19 protein-coding genes, 1 tRNA gene and 1 pseudogene are annotated in these 24,138 nt (G+C 66.4%); 11 read left to right on the top strand and 10 right to left on the bottom strand.

The annotated features are described in order from the left end of the window. Nucleotides 1–4 precede the first annotated feature (4 nt). On the bottom strand, nucleotides 5–2,920 hold the full coding sequence (gene uvrA, locus AWC06_RS10680) for an excinuclease ABC subunit UvrA (protein WP_085197176.1): 2,916 nt from the start codon (nucleotides 2,918–2,920) through the stop codon (nucleotides 5–7). An 81-nt stretch (nucleotides 2,921–3,001) separates the two neighbouring features. On the opposite strand from uvrA, the gene AWC06_RS10675 reads away from it, so the two are divergent. After that, nucleotides 3,002–3,679 carry an MBL fold metallo-hydrolase gene (locus AWC06_RS10675; RefSeq protein WP_085197174.1) on the top strand — a complete coding sequence of 226 codons (678 nt, stop codon included), beginning with the start codon at nucleotides 3,002–3,004 and terminating at the stop codon, nucleotides 3,677–3,679. Nucleotides 3,680–3,695: 16 nt separating this feature from the next. On the opposite strand, the gene AWC06_RS10670 is transcribed toward AWC06_RS10675, so the two are convergent. After that, nucleotides 3,696–4,139, bottom strand: a complete 444-nt coding sequence (locus AWC06_RS10670) for a universal stress protein (RefSeq protein ID WP_085197172.1) — start codon at nucleotides 4,137–4,139, stop codon at nucleotides 3,696–3,698. A 300-nt stretch (nucleotides 4,140–4,439) separates the two neighbouring features. Between AWC06_RS10670 and AWC06_RS23870 the strand changes: the two are divergent. Next, nucleotides 4,440–5,999, top strand: a pseudogene (locus AWC06_RS23870) (mannosyltransferase); the annotation flags it as partial. 1 nt (nucleotide 6,000) lies between these two features. Here the strand turns inward: AWC06_RS23870 and AWC06_RS23965 are convergent. Genes AWC06_RS23965 through uvrB form a run of 3 tightly spaced genes read right to left on the bottom strand, consistent with a single transcriptional unit; the run spans nucleotide 6,001 to nucleotide 10,522 of the window. After that, nucleotides 6,001–6,870, bottom strand: a complete 870-nt coding sequence (locus tag AWC06_RS23965) for an SCO6745 family protein (RefSeq protein ID WP_085197170.1) — start codon at nucleotides 6,868–6,870, stop codon at nucleotides 6,001–6,003. 10 nt (nucleotides 6,871–6,880) lie between these two features. Continuing rightward, nucleotides 6,881–8,299: an MFS transporter gene (locus tag AWC06_RS10655; RefSeq protein ID WP_211281944.1), complete on the bottom strand. Its 1,419-nt coding sequence runs from the start codon at nucleotides 8,297–8,299 to the stop codon at nucleotides 6,881–6,883. Nucleotides 8,300–8,353: 54 nt separating this feature from the next. Then, nucleotides 8,354–10,522 carry an excinuclease ABC subunit UvrB gene (gene uvrB / locus AWC06_RS10650; protein ID WP_085197168.1) on the bottom strand — a complete coding sequence of 723 codons (2,169 nt, stop codon included), beginning with the start codon at nucleotides 10,520–10,522 and terminating at the stop codon, nucleotides 8,354–8,356. A gap of 135 nt (nucleotides 10,523–10,657) precedes the next feature. Between uvrB and AWC06_RS10645 the strand changes: the two genes are divergently transcribed. After that, nucleotides 10,658–11,098, top strand: coding sequence for a ribonuclease FAU-1 family protein (locus tag AWC06_RS10645; protein WP_169715332.1), 441 nt, complete (start codon nucleotides 10,658–10,660; stop codon nucleotides 11,096–11,098). Here AWC06_RS10645 and AWC06_RS10640 read toward each other — a convergent pair. Then, nucleotides 11,079–12,143: an NAD-dependent epimerase/dehydratase family protein gene (locus tag AWC06_RS10640; RefSeq protein WP_085197164.1), complete on the bottom strand. Its 1,065-nt coding sequence runs from the start codon at nucleotides 12,141–12,143 to the stop codon at nucleotides 11,079–11,081. The two genes, AWC06_RS10645 and AWC06_RS10640, sit on opposite strands and share 20 nt — an antisense overlap. Before the next feature lie 107 nt (nucleotides 12,144–12,250). On the opposite strand from AWC06_RS10640, the gene AWC06_RS10635 reads away from it, so the two are divergent. Genes AWC06_RS10635 through AWC06_RS10615 form a run of 5 tightly spaced genes read left to right on the top strand, consistent with a single transcriptional unit; the run spans nucleotide 12,251 to nucleotide 15,896 of the window. Next, a complete protein-coding gene (locus AWC06_RS10635) occupies nucleotides 12,251–12,814 on the top strand; it encodes a DNA polymerase ligase N-terminal domain-containing protein (RefSeq protein WP_085197162.1) in 564 nt (187 codons plus the stop codon). Then, complete coding sequence (gene ligD, locus AWC06_RS10630) at nucleotides 12,811–13,785, top strand: non-homologous end-joining DNA ligase (protein WP_085197160.1); 975 nt, start codon at nucleotides 12,811–12,813, stop codon at nucleotides 13,783–13,785. Before AWC06_RS10635 ends, ligD (AWC06_RS10630) begins: the two co-directional genes overlap by 4 nt. Further along, complete coding sequence (gene ligD / locus AWC06_RS10625; protein ID WP_085197158.1) at nucleotides 13,785–14,687, top strand: non-homologous end-joining DNA ligase; 903 nt, start codon at nucleotides 13,785–13,787, stop codon at nucleotides 14,685–14,687. The genes ligD (AWC06_RS10630) and ligD (AWC06_RS10625) overlap by 1 nt, the downstream gene beginning before the upstream one ends. Further along, the gene (locus tag AWC06_RS10620; protein ID WP_085197156.1) at nucleotides 14,680–15,474 is read left to right on the top strand and encodes an Fpg/Nei family DNA glycosylase; all 795 of its coding nucleotides are present in this window, start codon (nucleotides 14,680–14,682) and stop codon (nucleotides 15,472–15,474) included. Before ligD (AWC06_RS10625) ends, AWC06_RS10620 begins: the two co-directional genes overlap by 8 nt. Nucleotides 15,475–15,485: 11 nt before the next feature. After that, nucleotides 15,486–15,896, top strand: coding sequence for a hypothetical protein (locus tag AWC06_RS10615; RefSeq protein WP_085197154.1), 411 nt, complete (start codon nucleotides 15,486–15,488; stop codon nucleotides 15,894–15,896). Here AWC06_RS10615 and coaE read toward each other — a convergent pair. From coaE to polA, 3 genes are all read right to left on the bottom strand, one after another. Then, complete coding sequence (coaE, locus tag AWC06_RS10610; protein ID WP_085197152.1) at nucleotides 15,893–17,071, bottom strand: dephospho-CoA kinase; 1,179 nt, start codon at nucleotides 17,069–17,071, stop codon at nucleotides 15,893–15,895. The genes AWC06_RS10615 and coaE overlap by 4 nt on opposite strands. 79 nt (nucleotides 17,072–17,150) lie before the next feature. Beyond that, nucleotides 17,151–18,590, bottom strand: coding sequence for a 30S ribosomal protein S1 (rpsA, locus tag AWC06_RS10605; protein WP_085197150.1), 1,440 nt, complete (start codon nucleotides 18,588–18,590; stop codon nucleotides 17,151–17,153). Nucleotides 18,591–18,710: 120 nt separating this feature from the next. Then, on the bottom strand, nucleotides 18,711–21,374 hold the full coding sequence (polA, locus tag AWC06_RS10600) for a DNA polymerase I (protein ID WP_085197231.1): 2,664 nt from the start codon (nucleotides 21,372–21,374) through the stop codon (nucleotides 18,711–18,713). Nucleotides 21,375–21,528: 154 nt separating this feature from the next. On the opposite strand from polA, the gene AWC06_RS10595 reads away from it, so the two are divergent. Beyond that, a complete protein-coding gene (locus AWC06_RS10595; protein ID WP_085197148.1) occupies nucleotides 21,529–21,969 on the top strand; it encodes a Zn-ribbon domain-containing OB-fold protein in 441 nt (146 codons plus the stop codon). Then, a complete protein-coding gene (locus AWC06_RS10590; protein ID WP_085197147.1) occupies nucleotides 21,966–23,165 on the top strand; it encodes a lipid-transfer protein in 1,200 nt (399 codons plus the stop codon). The genes AWC06_RS10595 and AWC06_RS10590 overlap by 4 nt, the downstream gene beginning before the upstream one ends. Before the next feature lie 102 nt (nucleotides 23,166–23,267). Here AWC06_RS10590 and AWC06_RS10585 read toward each other — a convergent pair whose 3' ends face one another. Further along, nucleotides 23,268–23,885 (bottom strand): ANTAR domain-containing response regulator, encoded by a 618-nt coding sequence (locus AWC06_RS10585; protein ID WP_085197145.1) that lies wholly within the window; start codon nucleotides 23,883–23,885, stop codon nucleotides 23,268–23,270. Between the two features lie 99 nt (nucleotides 23,886–23,984). Here AWC06_RS10585 and AWC06_RS10580 point away from each other — a divergent pair. Further along, nucleotides 23,985–24,058, top strand: a tRNA-Leu gene (locus AWC06_RS10580). Nucleotides 24,059–24,138: the final 80 nt, after the last annotated feature.

Genomic DNA, 24,138 nt, shown 5'->3' with positions numbered 1-24,138 from the left:
GAGGCTACGCGCTGACCCGCCGGCGTCCGCTGGACCGTTTCGACGGAACCGTGGGCACTCCGAGCGTGTCGGCGAGGAACTTGCCGGTGTAGCTCTCCGGCACATTTGCGATGTCCTCCGGCGTGCCCTCGGCGACGATCGTCCCGCCTTCGGCGCCGCCCTCGGGGCCCATGTCGATGATCCAGTCCGACGTCTTGATCACGTCCAGGTTGTGCTCGATGACGATCACTGTATTGCCCTTGTCGACAAGGCCATTGAGGACATTGAGCAGCTTGCGGATGTCGTCGAAGTGCAAACCGGTGGTCGGCTCGTCGAGGATGTAGACGGTGCGCCCGGTGGAGCGCTTCTGCAGCTCGGATGCCAGCTTCACCCGTTGTGCCTCACCACCGGACAGAGTCGGCGCGGGCTGGCCGAGCCGCACGTAGCCGAGCCCGACATCGACCAGGGTCTGCAGATAGCGGTGTATCCCGGTGATCGGCTCGAAGAACGAGGCGGCCTCCTCGATCGACATGTCCAACACTTCGGCGATGGTCTTGCCCTTGTAATGCACCTCGAGCGTCTCGCGGTTGTAGCGGGCGCCGTGACATACCTCGCAGGGCACATACACGTCGGGCAGGAAGTTCATCTCGATCTTGATCGTGCCGTCGCCCGTGCATGCCTCGCAGCGACCGCCCTTGACATTGAACGAGAATCGGCCCGGCTGATAGCCGCGCACTTTGGCCTCGGTCGTCGCCGCGAACAGAGTGCGGATCTTGTCGAACACCCCGGTGTAGGTCGCCGGGTTGGACCGCGGCGTGCGACCGATCGGTGACTGGTCCACCCGGACCAGCTTGTCCACGTAGTCGAGCCCGGTGACCCGGGTGTGCCGGCCCGGGACTTGCCGGGCGTTGTTCAGCCTGTTCGCCAACACCGCGGCCAGGATGTCGTTGACCAACGTCGACTTGCCGGAGCCGGACACGCCGGTCACCGATGTCAGGACGCCGAGCGGAAACGACACGTCGATCCCGCGCAGGTTGTGCTCGTGTGCGTTGACCACCGTAAGTCGACGCCGCCGGTCGACCGGACGTCGGATGGCCGGGGTCTCAATGCTTTCCTTGCCCGACAGATAGGCGCCGGTGATCGAGTCCTTGTTGCGCAGCAACTCATCGTAGGGCCCGCTGTGCACGATGCTGCCGCCATGCTCGCCGGCCCCCGGACCGATGTCGACGATCCAGTCGGCGTGCGCGATGGTGTCCAGATCATGCTCGACGACGATCAGTGTGTTACCCAAATCCCTTAGCCGGGTGAGGGTTTCGATGAGGCGGCGATTGTCTCGCTGGTGCAGCCCGATCGACGGCTCGTCGAGCACATACAGCACGCCCACCAGGCCGGAGCCGATCTGGGTGGCCAGCCGGATGCGTTGCGCCTCACCGCCGGACAACGTCGCCGCCGCACGGGACAGGGACAGATACTCCAGGCCGACGTCAAGCAGAAAGCCCAGCCGCGACTGTATTTCCTTGAGCACCTGTCCGGCGATCGCCTGTTCGCGGGTGCCCAAGGTGAGCGCGCCCAAAAACTCGGCGCATTCGGAAATGGACAGCTCGCACACCTCGGCGATGGACTTCTGGGCGCGCTCACCCCCAAAGTCCCCAGCCAACGTCACCGCCAGGATTTCCGGCTTCAGCCTCGTGCCCTCGCACACCGGGCAGGGCACGTCGCGCATGAAACCCTCGTAGCGCTCCTTCATCTGCTCGGATTCGGTCTGGTCCATCTTGCGCTGCAGAAACGCCAGCACGCCTTCGAAATCGGCGTAGTAGGACCGGGTGCGGCCGTACCGGTTGCGATAGCGGACGTGCACCTGCTCGTCACAGCCCTCCAGAATCGCCTTGCGCGCCTTGGCCGGTAGCTTGCGCCAGGGGGTGTTGACGTCGAAGCCCATCGCCTCACCGAGGCTGGCCATCATCCTGGTGAAGTAGTCCGCGGTGTGGCCCATCGACCATGGCGCGACAGCGCCCTGCGCCAAGGTGCGATCCGGGTCGGGCACCACCAGATCGGGGTCGACCTCCTTGCGGATGCCCAGACCGACGCACTCCGGGCAGGCGCCGTAGGGCGAGTTGAACGAGAACGACCGGGGCTCCAGGTCGTCGACGCCCAGCGAGTGCCCATTGGGGCAGGCCAGCTTCTCGGAGAACCGCTGCTCTCGGTTGTGCGCGTCGTGTTCGTGGTCGACGAATTCCAGCACGACGATGCCGTCGGCCAGGTTCAGCGCTGTCTCCACCGAGTCGGTGAGGCGCTGCTTGGCGGTGGCCTTGACGGTAAGGCGGTCAACCACCACCTCGATGTCGTGCTTCTCCTGCTTTTTCAGCTTGGGCGGGCCGGTCAGCGGATGCACCACGCCGTCGACCCGCACCCGGCTGTATCCCTGGGCGTTGAGCTTCTCGAACAGGTCGGCGAACTCACCCTTGCGAGTACGGACGACGGGCGCGAGCACCTGAAATCGCGTGCCTTCCGGCATCGCCAGCACCTGATCGACGATCTGCTGCGGCGTCTGGCGCGCGATCCGGTGCCCGCACACCGGGCAGTGCGGGGTGCCGGCGCGGGCGTACAGCAGCCGCAGGTAGTCGTAGACCTCGGTGATGGTCCCGACCGTCGATCGCGGATTGCGGTTGGTCGACTTCTGGTCGATGGACACCGCCGGCGACAGCCCCTCGATGAAGTCGACGTCGGGCTTGTCCATCTGCCCCAGGAACTGGCGGGCGTAGGCGGACAGCGACTCCACGTAGCGCCGCTGGCCCTCGGCGAAGATGGTGTCGAACGCCAGCGAAGACTTGCCCGAGCCGGACAGCCCGGTGAAGACGATCAACGCGTCGCGTGGCAAATCAAGATCGACACTGCGCAGGTTGTGCTCACGCGCACCCTTGACGATCAGGCGGTCGGCCACTCAAGCCCTTTCCAGACGAAGCTCATTCCCATGCTATGTGCCCATACCGACAAGCCTTCGGCGACCAGTAACCTGACCGCTATGGCCGTCGTATCCGACAACTACACCGGGCACGTCGAACCGGGTACCGCAGCGCGGCGCACGCTGCCGGGCGCGACGATCCTCAAGGCGTCGGTGGGCCCCATGGACAACAACGCCTACCTGATCACGTGTTCCGCGACGGGCGAAACACTGCTGATCGACGCCGCCAACGACGCGGACGTCCTCATCGACCTGGTGCGGAGCCACGCGCCGAAGGTGTCGCTGATCGTCACCAGCCATAAGCACTTCGATCACTGGCAGGCGCTGAAAGACTTGGCGGAGGCCACCGGCGCGCCGACCGCCGCGCACAAGATCGACGCCGACGAACTGCCCCTCAAGCCGGACCGCTTGCTGGCGGGCGGCGACACGGTGCAGATCGGCGAGCTGACATTCGACGTCATCCATTTGCGCGGCCACACGCCGGGTTCGATCGCGCTGGCGCTGGACGGACCTGCCACGGGTGGGACCACCCAGTTGTTCACCGGTGACTGCCTGTTTCCGGGCGGTGTCGGCAAGACGTGGAAGCCCGGTGACTTCACCCAGCTGCTCAAGGACGTCACAACCCGGGTGTTCGACGTGTACGCAGACTCCACCGTCGTCTATCCGGGCCACGGCGATGACACCACACTGGGCGTCGAGCGTCCCAGTCTCGGCGAGTGGCGCGAGCGCGGCTGGTGAGCCGGCCCTCCGCGACTCACGGCGTGGTGTGCACGATCAATACGTCGACCTTGGCCCGGCGTGAGACGTTGGCCGGCACCGATCCCAGCAGCCGGCCCGCGATCGTGCTCAGGCCGACGTTTCCGACGACGAGCAGATCGGCGTCAACCTCCTCCGCGAGGTTGACTAGCGCGTCGACCGGGGCGCCGACGATCGATCGCTCTTCGACGTTCTTGGCGCCGGCGGCCTGGGCCCGCTCCTTCGCCTCTTGCAGAATTGCGTAAATCGGGGCGCTGCCGGTCACCTTGTAGCTTTCTTCCTTCAGGGCGTCGGCGGCCCGCGGATCCTCCTGCTGGGGCAGGTATGCCGTCGCGACGATCAGCTTGGCGTCCGCCCCGGCGATGTTGCCTGCCCGGTCCACCGCGCGCAGCGATGAGTCCGAGCCGTCGGTTCCTACCACCACGGTCCGATAGGCGCTCATTTACCCTCCCAGGTGTCGGTTGCTACGCCAACCCAAGACAGTAACGCGTTGCCGCATGCAGATGGTCGGATTCGCGACACGCCGACGCGGTGGCAAACGCCACAGCATCGCTTCGCGCAACGGCAGCCATTGCCCCGCACACTCGGTGATGGATGCCCGTTGGGAACGAAAGGTTCTGGGCGCCAGAGCATTATCGGCATCAGGCCCACCGGCGTGTTCGGTGTCGAGCAGCGGAGCTGTTTGAGTTTCGCCTGTACTGGTAATTAGGTTCACGATTCTGGCTTTACAGTGACACACATCATGGCTACCTCGACAATCGACGAGCCCAGGGCCGCCGTCGCCGCAGCCGGCACGCCACCGCGGCGTCGGGGCGGGCTCATGGACCCGCTGGCGGTTACCGTGCTGGCCGCCGTGATCAGCGGCGCGGCGGCAAGCCGGCCTTCGCTCTGGTTCGACGAGGGAGCAACCATCTCAGCGTCAGCGAGCCGCTCGCTGACCGAACTGTGGCGGCTGCTGAGCCATATCGACGCCGTACACGGCCTGTACTACCTGTTGATGCACGGCTGGTTTGCCGTGTTCCCGCCGACCGAGTTCTGGTCGCGGGTCCCGAGCGCGTTGGCGGTAGGGCTCGCCGCGGCGGGTGTCGTGGTCTTCACCAAGCAGTTCTCGCCCCGTTCCGTCGCGGTATGCGCGGGCGTTGTCTTCGCCATCCTGCCGCGGATGACGTGGGCCGGCATCGAAGCGCGCTCGTATGCCTTCGCGGCCGCCGCCGGAGTGTGGCTGACCGTGCTGCTGATCGCCTCGATACGGCGGAACCGATGGTGGTTGTGGCTGCTTTACGCCGTGGCCCTGATGATTTCGATACTGCTGAATGTCGGCCTTGCGCTGATGGTGCCGGCATACGCGTTGGTTGTGCCGGTGATCGCCCGCCGCAAATCCGTGCTGCTGTGGTGGGCGATCGCCTCCGCGGGGGCGGTGGCGATCATGACGCCGTTCATGCTGTTCGCGCACGGCCAGGTTTTTCAGGTCGCCTGGATCTCACCGCTCAACTGGCACAACATCATCGACGTCACGCTGCACCAGTACTTCGACAACAGCGTCCCGTTCGCGCTACTGGCGGCCGCCGTGATCGTCGCCGCGATCGCGGGCCGGCTGGCCGGCCGAGCGGGACCGGGCGGCGACACCCGCACGCTGTTGGTTGTCTGCGCCGCGTGGATGGTGGTGCCGACCGCCATCAGCTTGATCTACTCGGCGATCAGCGAGCCGCTGTACTACCCGCGCTACGTGATCTTCACCGCGCCGGCGATGGCTGTGGTGCTCGCGGTGTGCATCGTCACGGTCGCGAAGAGGCGCTGGGCCGTCGCCGCACTGGTCGTCGTGTTCGCCGCGGCGGCGGCGCCGAATTACCTTTTCTCCCAACGCACGACGTACGCCAAAGAAAGTTGGGACTACAGCCAGGTGGCCGACCTCATCAGCGCGCACGCCAAACGCGGCGACTGCCTGTTGGTCGACAACACCGTGGGATGGAGGCCCGGCCCGATCCGCGCGCTGCTGGCCACCCGGCCGGCGGCGTTTCGGCCGTTGGTCGACGTCGAACGTGGCGACCGAGCAGTGGATCGCGGCTGGCTGTGGGACGGCCACGTCGCGGTGTGGCTGGTGCTGCATCGGCTCGACGCCTGCACCACGGTATGGACAATTTCCAGTCGCGACAAGACACTTCCCGACCATCAGGCCGGATCAGCATTATCGCCGGGGCCGCTGTTGGGCCATGCACCGGCGTATCAATTCGCCGGCGAGCTCGGGTTCCGGATCGTCGAGCGGTGGCAATTCCATCGCACTCAGGTCGTCAAGTCCACCCGGGCTAGCGGGGCTGACCGTGCCGCGGTCCAAACACCCCCGCAGGAAAAGCTCCAGCCGCTTGTACAGCCGCACGAGCCGCCTGGGCAAAACCCATCAGTTCATCGGCCTGGTCTGCCGGCAGCGCCCGCCACGGCGGATAACCCAGCTCGTCGGTGAGGTCCTCGAGCCTGGACCGCAGCTCGGTACCGGCATGCGTCAACTCACCCTCACAATGCAGCAGACCTTGCGACGTCAGGCTTTCGACGGTCGCGCTCCACTCCTCGCGGCTCCACCCCCGCAATCGCCGAGCGGATTCGGCGGTGAAGCCGATTCCCGTTGCCACATGGGTGATCAGCGCTTCCAAGCCGCTGAGCCGGTTGGCCACCAAGACGGCGATGTGCCCGTCGCCACGGTACTCACGCAGCAGGGTGATCGCGTGCCACAGTGCCACGACAGGTGTTTCGGGCCAGGGCAATTCGGCGTGCGCGGCGTATAGCGGCCGGCCCTCGGCGTTGGGGATCGACTCGGCGACGCGTCGCAACAGCGCCGCTGCGCGGGCCAGCTCCGGTGAGCCGGTGAGCTCGTCACCGAGCACCCGGGGCAGCACTGACGCGACGATCTCATAGCGCACCCGGGTGACCGTCGGCGGCGACGCCAGCTCCCACGCAGCCGGGATCGCGCTTGCGACCAATCGCGGGTTGAAGTTATAGAACGTCGCCGCAACAACATTCGCCGAAACAGCGCCCATCGGCGCCGCCCGGCCGGCGAAGTAGTGGGTGCGGAAATCGAAGCCGAGTTCGCCGAACTTCTCATTGGCTTCCGGCGCGAAATACACGACCGAGTGCAGGGTGTCCAGTACGCGGGTCAGCCGCCCGGCAGCGAAAGCGTCCACGCGGCTGAGATTAGCTTTCCGCCGCGCGGCTCTGGCCGCGGGTGGCCCGGTGGGAGGCCAGTACACCGACCGCTGCCAGCACCGCGAACACCGCGAACAGCCAGCGGGCCGCCATGACGGCACCGCCGTCGGTGCTGTTGACCACGACACCGGCCAACCCGGCGCCGAACGCGCCGGAGATCAGCTGCACCACGTTGATAGCGGCAGCCGCGGCGCTGCCCTCGGCGGGATCGTCGACGCAGGCCATCGCCCACGCCGAAAGATGCGGCCAGGCCACCCCGATACCAACTCCGGTGATCAGCAGCGCGAACGCCCACAAGGCGACGACCGAGACCGGAGCGTTGTCGACTTGGGTGACCGCGCCCAACCCCAGGCCGACGGCCATGATCAGCGGCGCCGCCGCGACCACCCCGGCAATGACGCGTCTGCTGCCAAGCGATGCGCTGAGGATCTCGCTGACCGTCCAGCCCACTGCCAGCGCCGCCCCCAGAAAGCCGGCCACCACCGGAGTCAGATGGGCCAGCCGCTGACCGAACAGCGGCACATACATGTCGACCATCGCCGCGGCCATCACGAGCGCCATGGTCAGGTAGATCCACTTCAGCGGACCGGAGCCAAATGCGCTGGGCGGCAACACCGCTGCGGGTCGCCGCCGATCGAGGACCAAGAACGACACGACCAGGAGCGCGGCCGCGGCCAGCAACCCGCCGGTGGCGATGTTGTTGTGCGGCACTTGGGCGACGCTGACCGCCAATGCCGCGGCGCCCAGCAGTAACAGCGACGACACCGGCACCTTGAGCGCCGGCAGGGTTTCGGTCGGCGCGACCCGGCCCGCGGCCAGCACTACGGGGACCAGCAGGCCCATCGCCGCGGTCAGCACCGCCACCGCGCCGAACGCCCAGCGCCACAGCCCGAATTGGGCGAATAGCCCACCCATCGCGGGCCCGACCACAGTCGCCACACCCCACATCGCCGACACCAGCGCCGAAGCCCGCGTCCACAGCGAGCGCGGCAAGGCGGCGTTGATGACCGCATATCCCAGGCCGGCAAGCAGGCCGCCTGCCGCGCCCTGCAGCGTGCGGCCGGCCACTAGCACCTCCATGGTCGGGGCGGCTGCGCACACCATGCTGCCGATGCCGAACACGGCCAGTCCGAGCAGATACGCGGAACGGGCCCCGATCCGCTGCAGCGCGGTGTAGACCGTCGTGGCCGCGACCACCGATCCCACCAGATACAGCGTGGTCACCCAGGCATACAGACGTTCGCCGCCGATCTCGGCGACCGTGCTGGGCAGCAGGCTGATGGTCAGGAACTCATTGGTGGCATACAGCGCCACCCCGCCGGCAAGCAGCGTCGAGGTGCCCAGATAGTTGCGGCCAAGCAGCGCACGCCAACTGCCGGTGTCGGTAGTGGTGGTCGTCGCGGTCACGTCCACCACCGTATGGGCTCAACCGCGGTTGAGATCAAGCCGCGCCCCGCGCCGTCACTTCAGTCCGGCAGCGTCCATGCCGCGCAGTTCCTTCTTCAGGTCGGCGATCTCGTCGCGGAACCGCGCGGCCAGTTCGAACTGCAAGTCCCGGGCCGCGGCCATCATCTGCGCGGTGAGGTCCTTGATCAGGTCGGCCAGCTCCGCGCGCGGCATGTTAGTGGTGTCGCGGCCTTCGACGATGCCGGCGCTGACCACCCGGCCGGGCTCCCCCTGGGCCCGTCGGCCGCGTGAAATGCTGCGCCCCGAGCCGAGCTCGACGGTTTCGCTGTCCTCCGCTTCGGTGTAGACCCGGTCCAGGATGTCGGCGATCTTCTTGCGCAGCGGCTTGGGGTCGATGCCATGTTCTTTGTTGAATGCGATCTGCTTGGCCCGGCGCCGCTCGGTTTCGTCGATGGCCTCTTTCATCGAATCGGTGACGGTGTCCGCATAGAGGTGCACTTCGCCGGACACATTGCGGGCGGCGCGCCCGATGGTCTGGATCAGGCTGCGCGTCGAGCGCAGGAAGCCTTCCTTGTCGGCGTCGAGGATGGCGACCAACGACACCTCGGGCAGGTCCAGCCCCTCGCGCAGCAGGTTGATGCCCACCAGCACGTCGAACTCGCCCAGCCGCAGCTGGCGCAGCAGTTCGACCCGGCGCAGGGTGTCGACCTCAGAGTGCAGATAGCGCACCCGGATACCCATCTCCAGCAGATAGTCGGTGAGGTCTTCGGCCATCTTCTTGGTCAGCGTCGTCACCAGCACCCGCTCGTCCGCCTCGGCGCGTTTGCGGATTTCGCCGATCAGGTCGTCGATCTGCCCCTTGGTCGGCTTGACCACGACCTTGGGGTCCACCAGGCCGGTCGGGCGGATCACCTGTTCGACGAACTCGCCGCCGGTCTGGCTGAGCTCGTACGGACCCGGCGTTGCCGACAGATACACCGTCTGCCCGATCCGCGACGCAAACTCCTCCCAGGTCAGCGGACGGTTGTCGCACGCCGACGGCAGTCGGAAGCCGTACTCGACCAGGTTGCGCTTGCGGGAGATGTCACCCTCGTACATGCCGCCGATCTGCGGCACCGTCACATGCGACTCGTCGATGACGAGCAGGAAATCCTCCGGGAAGTAGTCCAGCAGCGTCGCCGGCGGCGAACCGGGGCCGCGACCGTCGATATGCCGTGAGTAGTTCTCGATGCCCGAGCAGAACCCGACCTGGCGCATCATCTCGATGTCGTAGTTGGTGCGCATCCGCAGCCGCTGGGCCTCCAGCAGCTTGCCCTGGCCCTCGAGTTCGGCCAGCCGCTCGGCGAGCTCTTCCTCGATGGTGGAGATCGCATGTGCCATCCGCTCGGGTCCGGCGACGTAGTGGGTGGCCGGGAAGATACGCAGCGAGTCGACCTTTCGGATCACCTCACCGGTCAGCGGGTGCAGGTAGTACAGCGCCTCGATCTCGTCGCCGAAGTACTCGATGCGGACCGCCAGCTCCTCATAGGACGGGATGATCTCGATGGTGTCGCCGCGCACCCGAAACGAGCCGCGGGTGAAGGACAGGTCGTTTCGGGTGTACTGCACGTCGACCAACAGCCGCAGCAGCCCATCGCGGGGCACCTCGGTGCCCACCTGCAACTCGACGGAGCGGTCGAGGTAGGACTGCGGCGTGCCCAGGCCGTAGATGCACGACACCGACGCCACCACGACGACGTCGCGCCGGGACAGCAGCGCCGATGTCGCGGAGTGCCGCAGCCGCTCCACGTCGTCGTTGATCGAGCTGTCCTTCTCGATGTAGGTGTCGGTCTGCGCGATGTACGCCTCGGGCTGGTAGTAGTCGTAGTACGACACGAAGTACTCAACGGCATTGTGCGGCAACATCTCTCGCAGCTCGTTGGCAAGCTGCGCTGCCAGCGTCTTGTTGGGTGCCATCACCAGGGTGGGCCGCTGCAGCCGTTCGATGAGCCACGCGGTGGTGGCCGACTTGCCGGTGCCGGTGGCCCCGAGCAGCACCACGTCACGCTCCCCCGCCCTGATCCGCCGCTCCAACTCGTCGATGGCGGCCGGCTGGTCACCGGCGGGGGCGTGCGGGCTGACCACCTCGAAGCGGCCGCCGGTGCGTACCAACCCTTCGACAGCGTCTGCGGCAGGGCGGTATTCCGAGTGCGCGACAACCGGATGCTCGGTAGCGAAAGCCATGTTCACCAGGGTAGAACCCCGCACCGACAGATATCCTTCCCCGCCGCGGCGGGGCCTATCCTGGCTGCTATCCACCCTCCAAAGAACGAGACGTTCGACCTGGTTGCTCGCACCAACACTGATCCCAAGGGCATCGTGCGGGCCGTCGACGACTACACCGTGCGGCCGTGGGGCCTGTATATGGCGCGCCCGACGCCCGGCCGCGCCCAGTTCCACTACCTGGAGTCGTGGTTGCTGCCGTCGCTGGGTCTACGCGTAACGGTCTTTCATTTCAGCCCGGGCCACGAACGCGACCACGACTACTACCTCGACGTCGGCGAATACACGCCCGGCCCGGCCCGGTGGCGTTCCGAAGACCATTACCTCGACCTCGAGGTCCGCACAGACCGGGACGTTGAGCTGACCGACGTCGACGAGCTGCTAGACGCGGTTCGGCATGGGCTGCTGACCCCCGAGGTCGGTGAGCGGGCACTACGCCGCGCCGTCGCCGCCATCGACGGCCTGGCCCGCCATGGCTATGACCTACAGCGCTGGCTGGCCGGAAAGGGTATGGAGCTCACCTGGCGGGGTCCCTAGCGTCGAGCGGTGAGCTGGGGGAACCGGCCAGCCGGCCGGCTTTCCTGGCGGGGATATGCCCGGCCTCGACCATCCAGCGGATGGTGTCGCCGAAGGTCTCTTCCCCGGAGCGGAAGCGCAGATCCGACCTCGCCAGGAAGCGGCTCGACGTGCCGGGCGACCATTGGGTGGTGATCGCCATGGACTCGGTCGAGATCTGCGTCTCCAACGGCACCACCCTCTTGATCCGATCCACCGTTGCGCCCATCGCACGCAATAGCCCCGGCTCGAGACGCGGGCTGAAGAGGCGCCGCCCCAGTAGCGTTTCGAGATGTCGGTGCAGCTCGCTCCACGGATAGAAGCGGCCGCCCACGATATAGCGCGCGTCTTCGAAATCGCTCGCGGGCGGATGCTCCAACAGCCAGCGGTGTGCCTGCGCTAGGTCACGCACGTCGACAACCTGGATGCCCGACGTGGTGCGCGGCAGCACCCGGCAGATCCAGCCGGCCAGCGCCCTATTGAGCCTGCTGAGGTTGGGGTCGTCTGGTCCGATGACGCCGGCCGGATACGTGATCTGCACCGGCGCGCCCAGCTGCTGCAGCTCGCGCGCGTACTGGTCGCTGTCGCGCTTGGAGCGCGAGTAAGCGCCGGTCGCGTCGGCCAGTGGCATGAATTCGTCGACGCGCGGCACGCCCGGGTGGAACAGCGCGGTGAGGCTGGAGACATGCAGGACGTTGCCGATGCCGAGCGTGTATGCGGCGCCCAGCATGGCCTTCGTCGCGCCGACGTTGGTGTCGTAAGTTTCGTTGGCTTTGCGGGGGTCGAGCGACACGACCGCCGCAGCGTGGAACACCGCGTCGCATCCGCCCATTGCCTGCTGTACGGCTGCTCTGTCGCGGATGTCGACGGTGACGAACCGTTCGATGCGATGCCCGCGCGACTCGAACCACTGCCGCGCCGCCGGTTCGTTGCGCACGAGCAGCCGCAGCTCGTGCCCCGCATCCAGCAAGGCCAATGCGGTGTGCGCGCCGACGAAACCGGTCGCCCCGGTGCAGAAAACCTTCATGTGCGAACCCTCACCCTCGTCGATTCCGCCTGGCCAACGATGGTCGTGCCGCCCCGGTGGGCTGGCTAGGGTAGTTCGCTACTCGATTTCGTGGGTACTTCCCAGATATGGCTTTAGACGAGTACCGCAAGAAACGACGATCCGGGCGCAGCCCCGAGCCACGCGGACGGCGGTCGCGTCGGCGCGCCGGGAAGGACGGCCCCCGTTTCGTCATCCAGCACCACGCGGCGCGCACCGACCATTACGACTTTCGCCTCGAGATCGATGGCGTGCTCGTCTCCTGGGCGATTCCCAAAGGCCCGTCGACCAACCCGAAGGACAGGCGGATGGCGCGTCGCACCGAGGACCATCCATTGGAGTACGCGACGTTTGAGGGAGTGATCCCCCAAGGCGAGTACGGCGCCGGCGGCGTCATCGTCTGGGATCACGGCACGTACGCCAACGCGACCACGCATGAAATGACCGAATGCCTCGAACGCGGCCACATGTCGGTTCGCTTGGACGGCGAGAAGCTGCGCGGCGGCTACGCGCTCACCCGGATTCGGGAGGGCAAGGAGGAAACCTGGCTGCTGGTCAAGCGCCGAGACGAGGACGCCGACGCCCGGCGCAAGCCGGTGCGCAGCCAGCCGGAATCGGTGCTGTCCGGGCGCACGCTGGATGACCTGTCGTGACGGCTTTCGCCGATCTGCCCGACGAGCCGGTGCCCGAGTGGCGCGCTCCCACCCTCGCCACCCTGACGGACAGGCGGTTCTCCGACCCGAAATGGATCTTCGAGCGCAAGTTCGACGGGATGCGTTGCCTGGCGTTTCGCGACGGCGACCGGGTGCGGCTGTTGTCCCGGAATCGCCAGCCGCTCAACGGCACCTACCCGGAACTCGTTGACGCGCTTGCCGGCCAGCGCAGCACGCGGTTCGTCGTCGACGGCGAGGTCGTCGCGTTCGAGGGACGCCGCACCAGCTTCGCCCGGCTGCAGGGGCGGCTGGGCCTCACCGATGCCAAACAGGCCCGGGCGACCGGAATCCCGGTCTACTACTATCTGTTCGACCTACTGCACCTGAACGGAAAGTGCACCACCGCACTGCCCTTGGCCGATCGTAAACGACTGCTGCGCACCGAAATTCAATGCGGTGATCCGCTGCGTTACACACCGCACCGCGTTGAGGACGGCATTGCCGCCTACCAGGCTGCGTGCCGGCGAGGCGACGAAGGGGTGATCGCCAAACTCGCCGACTCGCCCTATGACGGCCGCCGCTCGCCGAACTGGTTGAAGTTCAAGTGCGTGCGCGACCAGGAATTCGTGATCGGCGGCTACACGGCCCCAAAGGGCAGCCGAATCGAGTTGGGCGCGCTGCTGATCGGCTACCACGAGGGCCGCGACTTGGTCTACGCCGGCAAGGTGGGCACCGGGTTCGATGAAGCCACGCTGCGCAGTCTGCACAAGCGAATGTCGGCCATCGAACAGGACGCACCGCCCTTCACCCGTGGACTGGTGCGTGAGATCGGCGCGCGATGGGTGCGCCCGGAGTTGGTGGCCCAAATCGGGTTCACCGAATGGACGCGCGACGGTAAGCTGCGCCACCCGCGCTACCAAGGCCTGCGTACCGACAAGGACGCCGGCGACGTCGTAAGGGAGACCCGCTGATGCCGCACATCGACGTTGACGTCACCCATCCGGACCGGGTGCTGTTCCCCGACTCCTCCGCCAAGAAAGGCATCACCAAGCGCGACCTTGTCGACTACTACTGCGAAGTTGCCGACACGATGCTCCCGCACCTCAAGGGCCGGCCGCTGACCGTGCAACGGTTCCCCCGCGGCATCGGCCAACAAGGCTTCGTCCAACAGGATTTCGCCGATTCGCTGCCAGACTGGATGACCCGCGCAGAAGTCGCCAAAGAGGGCGGCACCGTGGTGCATCCGGTGGCCGAACGCCGAGAGGCGCTGGCGTGGTTGGCCAACCAGAACTGCATCACGTTGCATAGCTGGCAATCGCGGCGGGCCAGGCTGCAGACACCAGACCGGCTCGTCTTCGACCTCGATCCGTCCGACGGCGATTTCGCGGTGGTGCGGGCGACGGCCCGCACAGTGGCCGCGGTGCTGGACGACCTCGGCCTGGCCCGCTATGTGCAGACCACCGGGTCGCGCGGGCTGCACGTGGTGGCACCGCTGCGCGGCGACGCCGACTTCGACACCGTCCGTCAGTTCGCCCGCGATGTCGCCGAGGTGGTGGTCTCCGACGATCCCGCGCACCGAACCGTGGAAGCCCGCAAGGACAAACGCGACGGCCGGGTGTATTTGGATGTGATGCGGAATGCCTACGCGCAGACTGCGGTTGCGTCATATTCGGTGCGGGCTCGCGCCGGTGCCCCGGTGGCCACCCCGCTGGAATGGGATGAGCTGGACAGCCGTGGCATGCGCGCCGACCGGTTCACCATCCGCGACGTTCCCAAACGGATGACGGGACAACGCGATCCGTGGGCCGACATGTCACGGCACGCCCGCTCATTGACCGCGCCGGCCAAGCGGGTGGCGAAACTGCGTGCCTGAACTGCCTGACGTGGAAGGGTTTCGGCGCGAGCTGTCAGGCCCGCTGCCCGGCCGCCGGATTCGGCAGGTGGAGGTGCGCGATCCCGGCATTCTGCGCAACACCAGCGCTCACGCGTTCGAACGCCGGCTGGTCGGTCACCGCTTCGGTGCTCCGCGCCGGCACGGCAAGTGGCTGATCTTGCCGACCGACGGCCCGACGATGCTGGTGCACAGCGGTATGACCGGCCATCCCTACTACGCCGCAGACGGCGCGGACCCAATGGGGTATGAGCGGCTGGTGGTATCGCTGGATCGCGGCGAACTGCGCTATGCCGACCTGCGCAAGTTGCGCGGTGTTTGGCTGGCCGATTCCGAAGACGACATCGCGGACGTCACGGGTCCGCAGGGTCCCGATGCATTGGGCCTTGGCCTGCGCGCCTTCCGCGAGGTGCTGTCCGGGCGTCGCGGCAGCCTGAAACCGACACTGATGGACCAGTCTGTGATCGCCGGGCTCGGCAACCTCCTCACCGACGAAATCTGCTGGCGTGCCCGGCTGTATCCCTCTCTTCCAGTTGCCGAGTTGGACGACGACGAGCTCAAGCGGTTGCACACGGCGATGACCGGCGTGCTGCGCACCTCGGTGCGACACGGCCGAGTGCCCGGGCTGTCGCGGTGGATCACCGGTGCCCGCGACGAACCGGATCCGAGCTGCCCCCGCTGTGGTGTGCGGCTTGCCCGTGGTCGCATCGGCGGCCGAACGTCGGTGTGGTGTCCACGCTGTCAACCGGACCGGCGCACGGGACGGTAAGGTCTGCAGTCATGAGCTCTACCAAGCCGATGGCGCTCTCCGCTCTGCTGGGCGCCGTGATCAGCTCCCAGCTGGCTCCCGCAACCGCACGTGCCGAGCTGCACAACATCACCTACATTGCGCGAATCGACGGAGTGGCCCCCGGCGGCCAGGCCACGTTCGTGACCAACAACAACCAAATGAACACCGCTTCGTTGAACTCCATCCCCGGCAACACATTCGAGGCCAACACCGTCCTGGATGACCCGGCCAAGGCCGGTATGCAAGTGGTGATCCGCTGGCCGTATTCGGCAAAGGTGCACTGCGAAATCGACGTGGACGACAATGTCGCAACCCAAGTCGATCAATTCGTCAGTCCGGCACCGGGCAACGCCGGACCGATGAACGGCGTGTTGCCCTGCGGTGCACCACTGCCCAGCTAGGGCCGCCAGCCTGTGGCATCGGCCCACTCCCATGCCCGCCGGTGGGCGTCGGCAAACCACGGCTCCTTGGAGGCAACGTAGGCGGCGCTGTCGCCTTTTCCCTGCGTTTCGGCCCGGCGCTTGACGGCCAGATACTCCGCCCGCACATCGGGATTGGCCGCCAGCCAGTCCACGAACAGCAGCGCGAACTGCTGGTTTGGCCAGCCGTCGACGCGCAGGTGAACATGGGTCGGCCGACCGGGATCGGCCGAGCCGTGGATCCGCTTCTGCCACACCGTCGGATCGTCGCTCCTGGCGACGTCGGTGGTGATGTGTTCGATGCGCGGGTAGCCCGCCGACAATAATGCTGCCGCGAGTTCGTCTGCCGCCGACAATGTTTCGACGGTGACCTGGATGTCGATGGTGTCCTTGGCGTCCAGCCCGGGCACCGCGGTCGAGCCGATATGGTCGACACGCAACGCCTTCCCCCCGCATGTGGCTTTCAGGCGGGCAACAATCCGGCGAGCCTGGTCGGGCCAGGTCGGATCGGCGGGCACCAGCCGGGCGGGTGCACGGCTGACCTGACGGGCGCTGAGGTTGCGGGCGAACGGCAGTATCCGGTCGTTCCACACCTCGCGGGCGGCCTCGGCCAGCGCCTCCGGCGTGCTCGAATTGTCCAGCCAGACATCGGCGACCGCGCGGCGCTGCTCGTCGTCGGCCTGCGCCGCGATACGGGCCCGGGCGTCGTCTTCGGCCATGCCCCGTTGTTCGACCAGCCGCTGGACTCGTAGTTCGGCGTCGGCGTGCACCACCACGACCAACGGGAACAACGGCGCCATCCCCGATTCCACCAGCAGCGGAATGTCTTCGATGACGACCGCATCCTCGGCGACCGCGGCGATGATCTCCTCGCGACGCTTACCCACCAGCGGGTGAACGATTCCGTTGAGGGTCTTGCGCGCCTCGTCATCCTGGAAAGCCTTGGCGGCCAACGCCGGCCGCTCCAGCGACCCGTCGGATGACAGAATGTCCTCACCGAATGCCTCGACCAGTGCGGCCAGCCCTTCGGTGCCCGGCTCCACTACCTCGCGGGCGATGACGTCGGCATCGACGACAACCCCACCGCATTGCTCGAATATGGCGGTTACCGCTGACTTCCCGGCGCCGATGCCGCCGGTCAGCCCGATCCTCAGCATGCGGTTACACCGAGATCGACTTTTTGCAGCGGGTTACTCGCACTTGTTCTGCAAAACGTCAATATCGACGACCAAGGATCTAGGCGCTGCCGGCGAGTTTCTCCCGCAGCGCGGCGAGTTGCGCGTCGCTGGCCAGCGAGCCGCCCGACTCTTCCTCGGTCGAGTTGCCGTTGGCCTGCGGCCGCTCGGCGGACGCAGCCGCCTCGGCCGCGGCGAACTTCTCCATCTGCGCCGTGTGCATCTTGTGCCGGCGCTCGGCCTCGGCGTAGCGGGCCTCCCACTCGGCGCGCTGAGCGTCGAAACCCTCGAGCCATTCGTTGGTTTCGGGGTCGAAGCCCTCCGGGAAGATGTAGTTGCCCTGCTCGTCGTAGCTGTCGGCCATGCCGTACTTGGCCGGGTCGAACTCCTCGGTGTAGTCCTCGTTGGCCTGCTTGAGCGACAATGAAATCCGGCGCCGCTCCAGGTCGATGTCGATGACTTTGACCATTGCGTCGTCGCCGACGCCCACCACCTGGTCGGGCACCTCGACATGACGCTCGGCCAGCTCGGAGATGTGCACCAGACCTTCGATGCCCTCCTCGACGCGGACGAACGCGCCGAACGGCACAAGCTTGGTGACCTTGCCCGGCACGATCTGGCCGATGGCGTGGGTGCGGGCGAAGTGCCGCCACGGGTCTTCCTGAGTCGCCTTCAGCGACAACGACACCCGCTCGCGGTCCATGTCGACGTCGAGCACCTCGACGGTGACCTCGTCACCGACCTGCACCACCTCGGACGGGTGGTCGATGTGCTTCCAACTCAGCTCGGAGACGTGCACCAGGCCGTCGACCCCGCCGAGGTCGACGAACGCGCCGAAGTTGACGATCGAAGACACCACGCCCTTGCGGATGGCGCCCTTCTGCAGCTGGTTGAGGAACTCGCTGCGGACCTCGGACTGGGTCTGCTCCAGCCAGGCCCGGCGGCTCAGCACCACGTTGTTGCGGTTCTTGTCCAGCTCGATGATCTTGGCCTCGATCTCCTTGCCGATGTAGGGCTGAAGATCGCGGACCCGGCGCATCTCGACCAGAGACGCCGGCAGGAAGCCGCGCAACCCGATGTCGAGGATCAGACCACCCTTGACGACCTCGATGACGGTGCCCTTGACGGCCTCGTCCTTCTCCTTGAGCGCTTCGATGGTGCCCCAGGCGCGCTCGTACTGCGCGCGCTTCTTGGAGAGGATCAGCCGGCCCTCTTTGTCCTCCTTGGTGAGTACCAAGGCCTCGATCTTGTCGCCGACGGACACCACCTCGTTGGGGTCGACGTCGTGCTTGATGGAGAGCTCGCGGGAGGGGATGACCCCTTCGGTCTTGTAGCCGATGTCGAGCAGGACCTCATCCCGGTCAACCTTGACTATGGTCCCTTCGACGATGTCGCCATCGTTGAAGTATTTGATTGTCTTATCGATGGCGGCGAGAAAGTCCTCGCTCGAGCCGATGTCGTTGACGGCTACTTGTGGCGAGGTGACGGTGGGACTCGGCATATTGTTGGGTTGCTCCGGACAGGTTGGGGTCGTAGGGACAGTTGAGTTACCCGTCGAGGCTACTCGACTGTGCACACGCTGGCCAAACTCGCCCACGCCGCGGAGTGTGAAATTGCGCGGCTAATGTGCGGCGCTGTCCCAGCTGCGGCCGTAGCCCAGCGACACCTCGAGCGGCACGTCGAGCGGGTAGGCGCCACACATCCTGTCGCGCACCACTGCCTCGAGCTGCTCCCGTTCCCCCTCGGCGACTTCGAACAACAGTTCGTCATGCACTTGCAGCAGCATCCGGGACCTGAGCCCGGCCCGTTTGAGTGCCTTGTCCACCTCGATCATCGCTACCTTGATGATGTCGGCCGCGCTGCCCTGGATCGGCGCATTGAGTGCCGCCCGTTCGGCTGCTTCCCGCACCTGACGGTTGCTGCTGTCCAGCTCCGGCAGGTAGCGGCGACGGCCCAGTACCGTCGATGTGTAGCCGTCCTTGCGGGCCTGTTCGACGACGGCGTGCAGGTAGTCACGGACGCCGCCGAACCGGGCGAAGTAGGCGTCCATCTGGTCCTTGGCTTCCTCGGTGGAGATCTTCAGCTGCTGGGAGAGCCCGTAGGCGCTCAGCCCGTAGGCCAGCCCGTAGGACATTGCTTTGACGCGGCGTCGCAGCTCGGGTGTCACCTCCTCGATCGGCACGCCGAATGCGCGGGACGCGACGAACGAATGCAAGTCCTCGCCGGTGCGGAACGCTTCGATGAGTCCCCCGTCGGCGGAAAGGTGCGCCATGATCCGCATCTCGATCTGGCTGTAGTCGGCGGTCATCAATTCCGCGTAGCCCGCTCCCACCACAAACGCGTCGCGGATCTGCCTGCCGGCGTCGGTGCGGATCGGGATGTTCTGCAGGTTGGGCTCGGTGGAGGAAAGCCTGCCGGTCGCGGCGATGGTCTGGTTGAACGTGGTGTGGATCCGGCCATCTGCGGCAACGGAGTTCAGCAATCCGTCGACAGTCACCTTGAGCCGGGTAACGTCACGGTGGGCGAGCAGATGTTGTAGGAACGGGTGCCCGGTCTTGTCGAACAGTGACTGCAGCGCGTCCGCGTCTGTGGTGTAGCCGGTCTTGGTGCGCTTGGTTTTCGGCATCTCCAGCTCGTCGAACAGCACCACCTGCAACTGTTTTGGTGAGCCGAGGTTGATCTGCTTGCCAATCACGGCATACGCCGCCTCGGCCGCATCGCGGATCTGGTCACCGAATTGGCTTTGCAGCGCGGTCAATTGGTCCAAGTCGACGGCGATTCCCGCGGCCTCCATGCCGGCCAGCACCCGTTGAACCGGCAATTCCATCTCGGCCAGCAGTGAGGTGGAGTCGATCCGTTCCAGCTCGGCGTCCAAGGCGTCGGCCAGGTCGGTGACCGCGCGAGCGCGCAGAATGGCGGTTTGCACCGCCTGGTCATCGACGCCTTCCGTGTCGTCGAGAAGCGAAAGCTGCTGCTGCTCAGATGTTTCCGCCCGCAGTTCGCGACGCAGGTAGCGGAGCGACAGGTCGTCGAGGGTGAAGCTGCGTTGCCCGGGCCGCACCAGATAGGCGGCCAGCGCGGTATCGGAACTGATTCCGTCCAACAGCCACCCGCGTCCCGCGAGGTCGTGGATGGCTAGCTTCGCCTCGTGCAGTGCCTTGGGTTTGTCGGGATCGGCCAGCCACGCTGCCAGTGCCGAGTCGTCGTCGGGAGTCAACGTCGCGGTATCGACGTAGGCGCCGTCGCCGTCGGCCGCGGCGATGGCCAGCGCGGTCGCGTCGCCGTCGTAGGGCAGATGCGTGCCCACCACCGCCAGCCCGGCTCGGCGCCGATCGGCGGTATGCGCGGCCAACCACGCGCCGACGGCGCCGGCCTCGAGCGCTTCCCCGCGCACGTCGAACCCCTCGTCGACCTCGGGTTCGACGGCGGCCAGCGTCTCGAAAAGCCGGTCGCGCAGCACCCGGAACTCCAGTTGGTCGAACAGCTGGTGAATTTGGTCCCGGTCCCAGGGCTGCATCCGCAGCGTGTCGGGGGTCTGCGCCAGCGGCACATCGCGGACCAGGTCGGTGAGCTCACGGTTACGCACCACGCTGGCCAGATGCGCACGCAGCGCATCACCGACCTTTCCGCGGACCGAGTCGACGTTGTCGACCAGTGACTGCAGTGAGCCGTATTCGGCGATCCATTTCGATGCCGTCTTCTCACCGACGCCTGGAATGCCGGGCAGGTTGTCGCTGGGATCACCGCGCAGCGCGGCGAAGTCGGGGTACTGCGCAGGGGTCAATCCGTATTTTTCGACCACGGCCTCCGGGGTGAACCGGGTCAGTTCGCTGACGCCTTTACGTGGGTAGAGCACCGTCACCTCGTCGCTGACCAACTGCAGCGAATCACGGTCACCGGTGACAACCAATACCCGGTAGCCGTCGTTTTCGGCCTGGGTGGCGAGCGTCGCGATCAGGTCGTCGGCTTCGAAGCCAGGCTCGGCAAGGACCGTGATGCCCAGTGCGGCAAGGACTTCCTTGGTGACGTCGATCTGGCCGTGGAACTCGTCGGGGGTGGTCGAGCGGTTCGCCTTGTACTCCGGGTAGCGATCGGAGCGGAAGGTCTGCCGCGACACGTCAAAGGCTGCTGCGACATGTGTCGGTTGTTCGTCACGCAGCAGGTTGATCAGCATGGCGGTGAACCCGTAGACCGCGTTGGTGGTCATCCCGCCGGCCGTCTTGAAATTCTCAGCGGGCAGCGCGTAGAACGCCCGAAACGCGAGCGAATTGCCGTCCAGCAGCATCAACGTCGGCTTGCCGTCAGCGGACTGGCCGGTTTGCGTCTTCGCGCTTGCGGTCTTGGCTGGGCTCACGGCCCTACTCTATGCATGCGGTCCGACGGAACCACCAAACTGCAACACGTTTCAGTTTCGTCGCGCGACTGGGTACGCTGACCGCGTGTCACCAGCATCCACGCAGCCCGCCATCGAGGGCTGGTTCGCCGAAGATGACTCCGGCTCACCCCACCTGATCGGGGCCAGATGCCCGCAGTGCGGCACATACGTGTTCCCGCCGCGAGCCAGCAACTGCCCCAACCCGGGCTGCGACGGCGACCAACTGGAGTCGGTCGCGTTGTCGCGACGCGGCACGCTGTGGAGCTACACCGAAAACCGCTACGCGCCACCGCCGCCCTACCCGGCGCCCGACCCGTTCGAGCCGTTCGCCGTCGCCGCGGTGCAGCTGGCCGAAGAGGGCCTGATCGTGCTGGGCAAGGTGGTGGACGACACGCTGGCCGCCGACCTGAAGGTGGGCATGGAGATGGAGTTGACCACGATGCCGTTGTTCGTCGACGACGACGGCGTCGAGCGGATCGTCTACGGCTGGAGGATCGCGTCATGACCCCCCAACCCGTCTACATCCTCGGCGCCGGGATGCACCCGTGGGGCAAGTGGGGCACCGACTTCACCGAATACGGCGTCACCGCCGCACGTGCCGCCCTGCACGAAGCCGGCCTGGATTGGCAACAGATCCAGTTGGTGGCCGGCGCCGACACCATCCGCAACGGATATCCGGGGTTCGTCGCGGGTGCGACGTTCGCGCAGAAGCTCGGCTGGAACGGGGTGTCGGTCAGCTCCAGCTATGCGGCGTGCGCCAGCGGCTCGCAGGCGCTGCAGAGCGCCCGCGCTCAGATCCTGGCGGGTTTCTGCGACGTCGCGCTGGTGATCGGAGCCGACACCACGCCGAAGGGCTTCTTCGCGCCGGTCGGCGGGGAACGCAAGAACGACCCGGACTGGCAGCGCTTCCATCTGATCGGGGCCACCAACCCCGTCTACTTCGCGCTGCTGGCACGCCGCCGGATGGACCTGTACGGCGCCACCCTCGAAGACTTCGCGCAGGTCAAAGTCAAGAACGCGCGTCACGGCCTGTCCAACCCGAACGCCCGGTTCCGCAAGGAGACCTCGGTGGACGACGTGCTGGCCAGCCCGGTGGTGGCCGACCCGCTGCGGCTGTTGGACATCTGCGCCACTTCCGACGGCGCGGCGGCGCTGATCGTGGCCAGCGCGAAGTTCGCCCGTCAGCACCTCGGCTCGCTCGAGGGCGTGCCGTCGGTGCGCGCGGTCAGCACAGTCACTCCGCGCTACCCACAGCATCTGCCCGAATTACCCGATATCGCAACGGATTCCACTGCCGTCGTACCGGCACCGGAGCGGGTGTTCAAGGATCAGATCATCGACGCGGCGTACGCGGAGGCAGGAATCGGACCGGAAGACCTGAGCGTGGCCGAGGTCTACGACTTGTCCACCGCGCTCGAATTGGACTGGTACGAGCACTTGGGGCTATGCCCGCGGGGTGAGGCCGAGGGGTTGCTGCGCAGCGGTGCGACGACGCTCGGCGGCAAGATTCCGGTCAACCCGTCGGGCGGGCTGGCCTGCTTCGGCGAGGCGATTCCCGCGCAGGCGATCGCCCAGGTCTGCGAGCTGCATTGGCAGCTGCGCGGCCAGGCCACCGGCCGCCAGGTCGAGGGCGCGAAGGTCGGCATCACCGCCAACCAGGGGCTGTTCGGTCACGGTTCGTCGGTGATCGTCGCCCGGTGAGCGATTCCGCGCCGTCGAGTGTGCACTGAGGGCGGAATCCAGGCGAATGCAACGCCATGAGTGCACAGTCGACGCCATCACCGCACACTCGACGCCGAGAGGCTAGGCCTCTTTGGGCGCATCCAGGGTTTCCAGCACGACTTCGGCCACCCGCTTCATCGTGGTACGCCGATCCATGGCCGCCCGCTGAATCCACTTGAACGCTTCCGGCTCGGTCATGCCTTGTTTGGCCTGCAGGAGACCTTTGGCCCGCTCGACAAGCTTGCGGGTTTCCAGCCGGTCGGACAACGTCGCCACTTCGCGTTCCAGCGCGCTGATTTCGCTGAACCGGCTCAGCGCCAGTTCGATCGCCGGGATCAGATCGGAGATCGTGAACGGCTTCACGAGGTAAGCCATGGCCCCCGCGTCCCGTGCTCGCTCAACCAGGTCGCGCTGACTGAATGCGGTCAGCACGACGATCGGCGCGATGCGCTTACTGGCGATCTCCGATGCGGCATCGATCCCGTCGCGGCGTGGCATCTTCACGTCCATGATCACCAGATCGGGCGTGAGCTGCTCGGCCAGGTCGACGGCCTCCTGGCCGTCGCCGGCCTCGCCGACGATGTCATAGCCCTCTTCCCGCAGCATTTCCGCCAAGTCGAGCCGGATGAGCGCTTCGTCCTCGGCAATGAGAACTCGGCGAGGTGCAGGGGCCTCGACGTCGGTCGTAGAACCGGTCATGCCGACATTCTGTCGTGGCCGGTGGTGATCATCGACCTCGGGGTTGTGACGCTGTGCCCCCACCTGGATCCTCTATGGTGGGTGGCCGTAGACGGGCAAGCCCTCGTATCCCAACTGGCAGAGGAACTGGACTCAAAACCCAGACAGTGTGGGTTCGAATCCCACCGAGGGCACACTGTGATGTCTCAGGACATAGGAATAGCCCGAACCCTCGTTTAGGGTTCGGGTTTTCTTTTTGGTCTGCCGCTGGAGA

It is taken from the genome of Mycobacterium fragae (assembly GCF_002102185.1).
Taxonomy (GTDB): Bacteria; Actinomycetota; Actinomycetes; order Mycobacteriales; family Mycobacteriaceae; genus Mycobacterium; species Mycobacterium fragae.
This window is presented reverse-complemented; position numbering and strand designations above follow the sequence as displayed.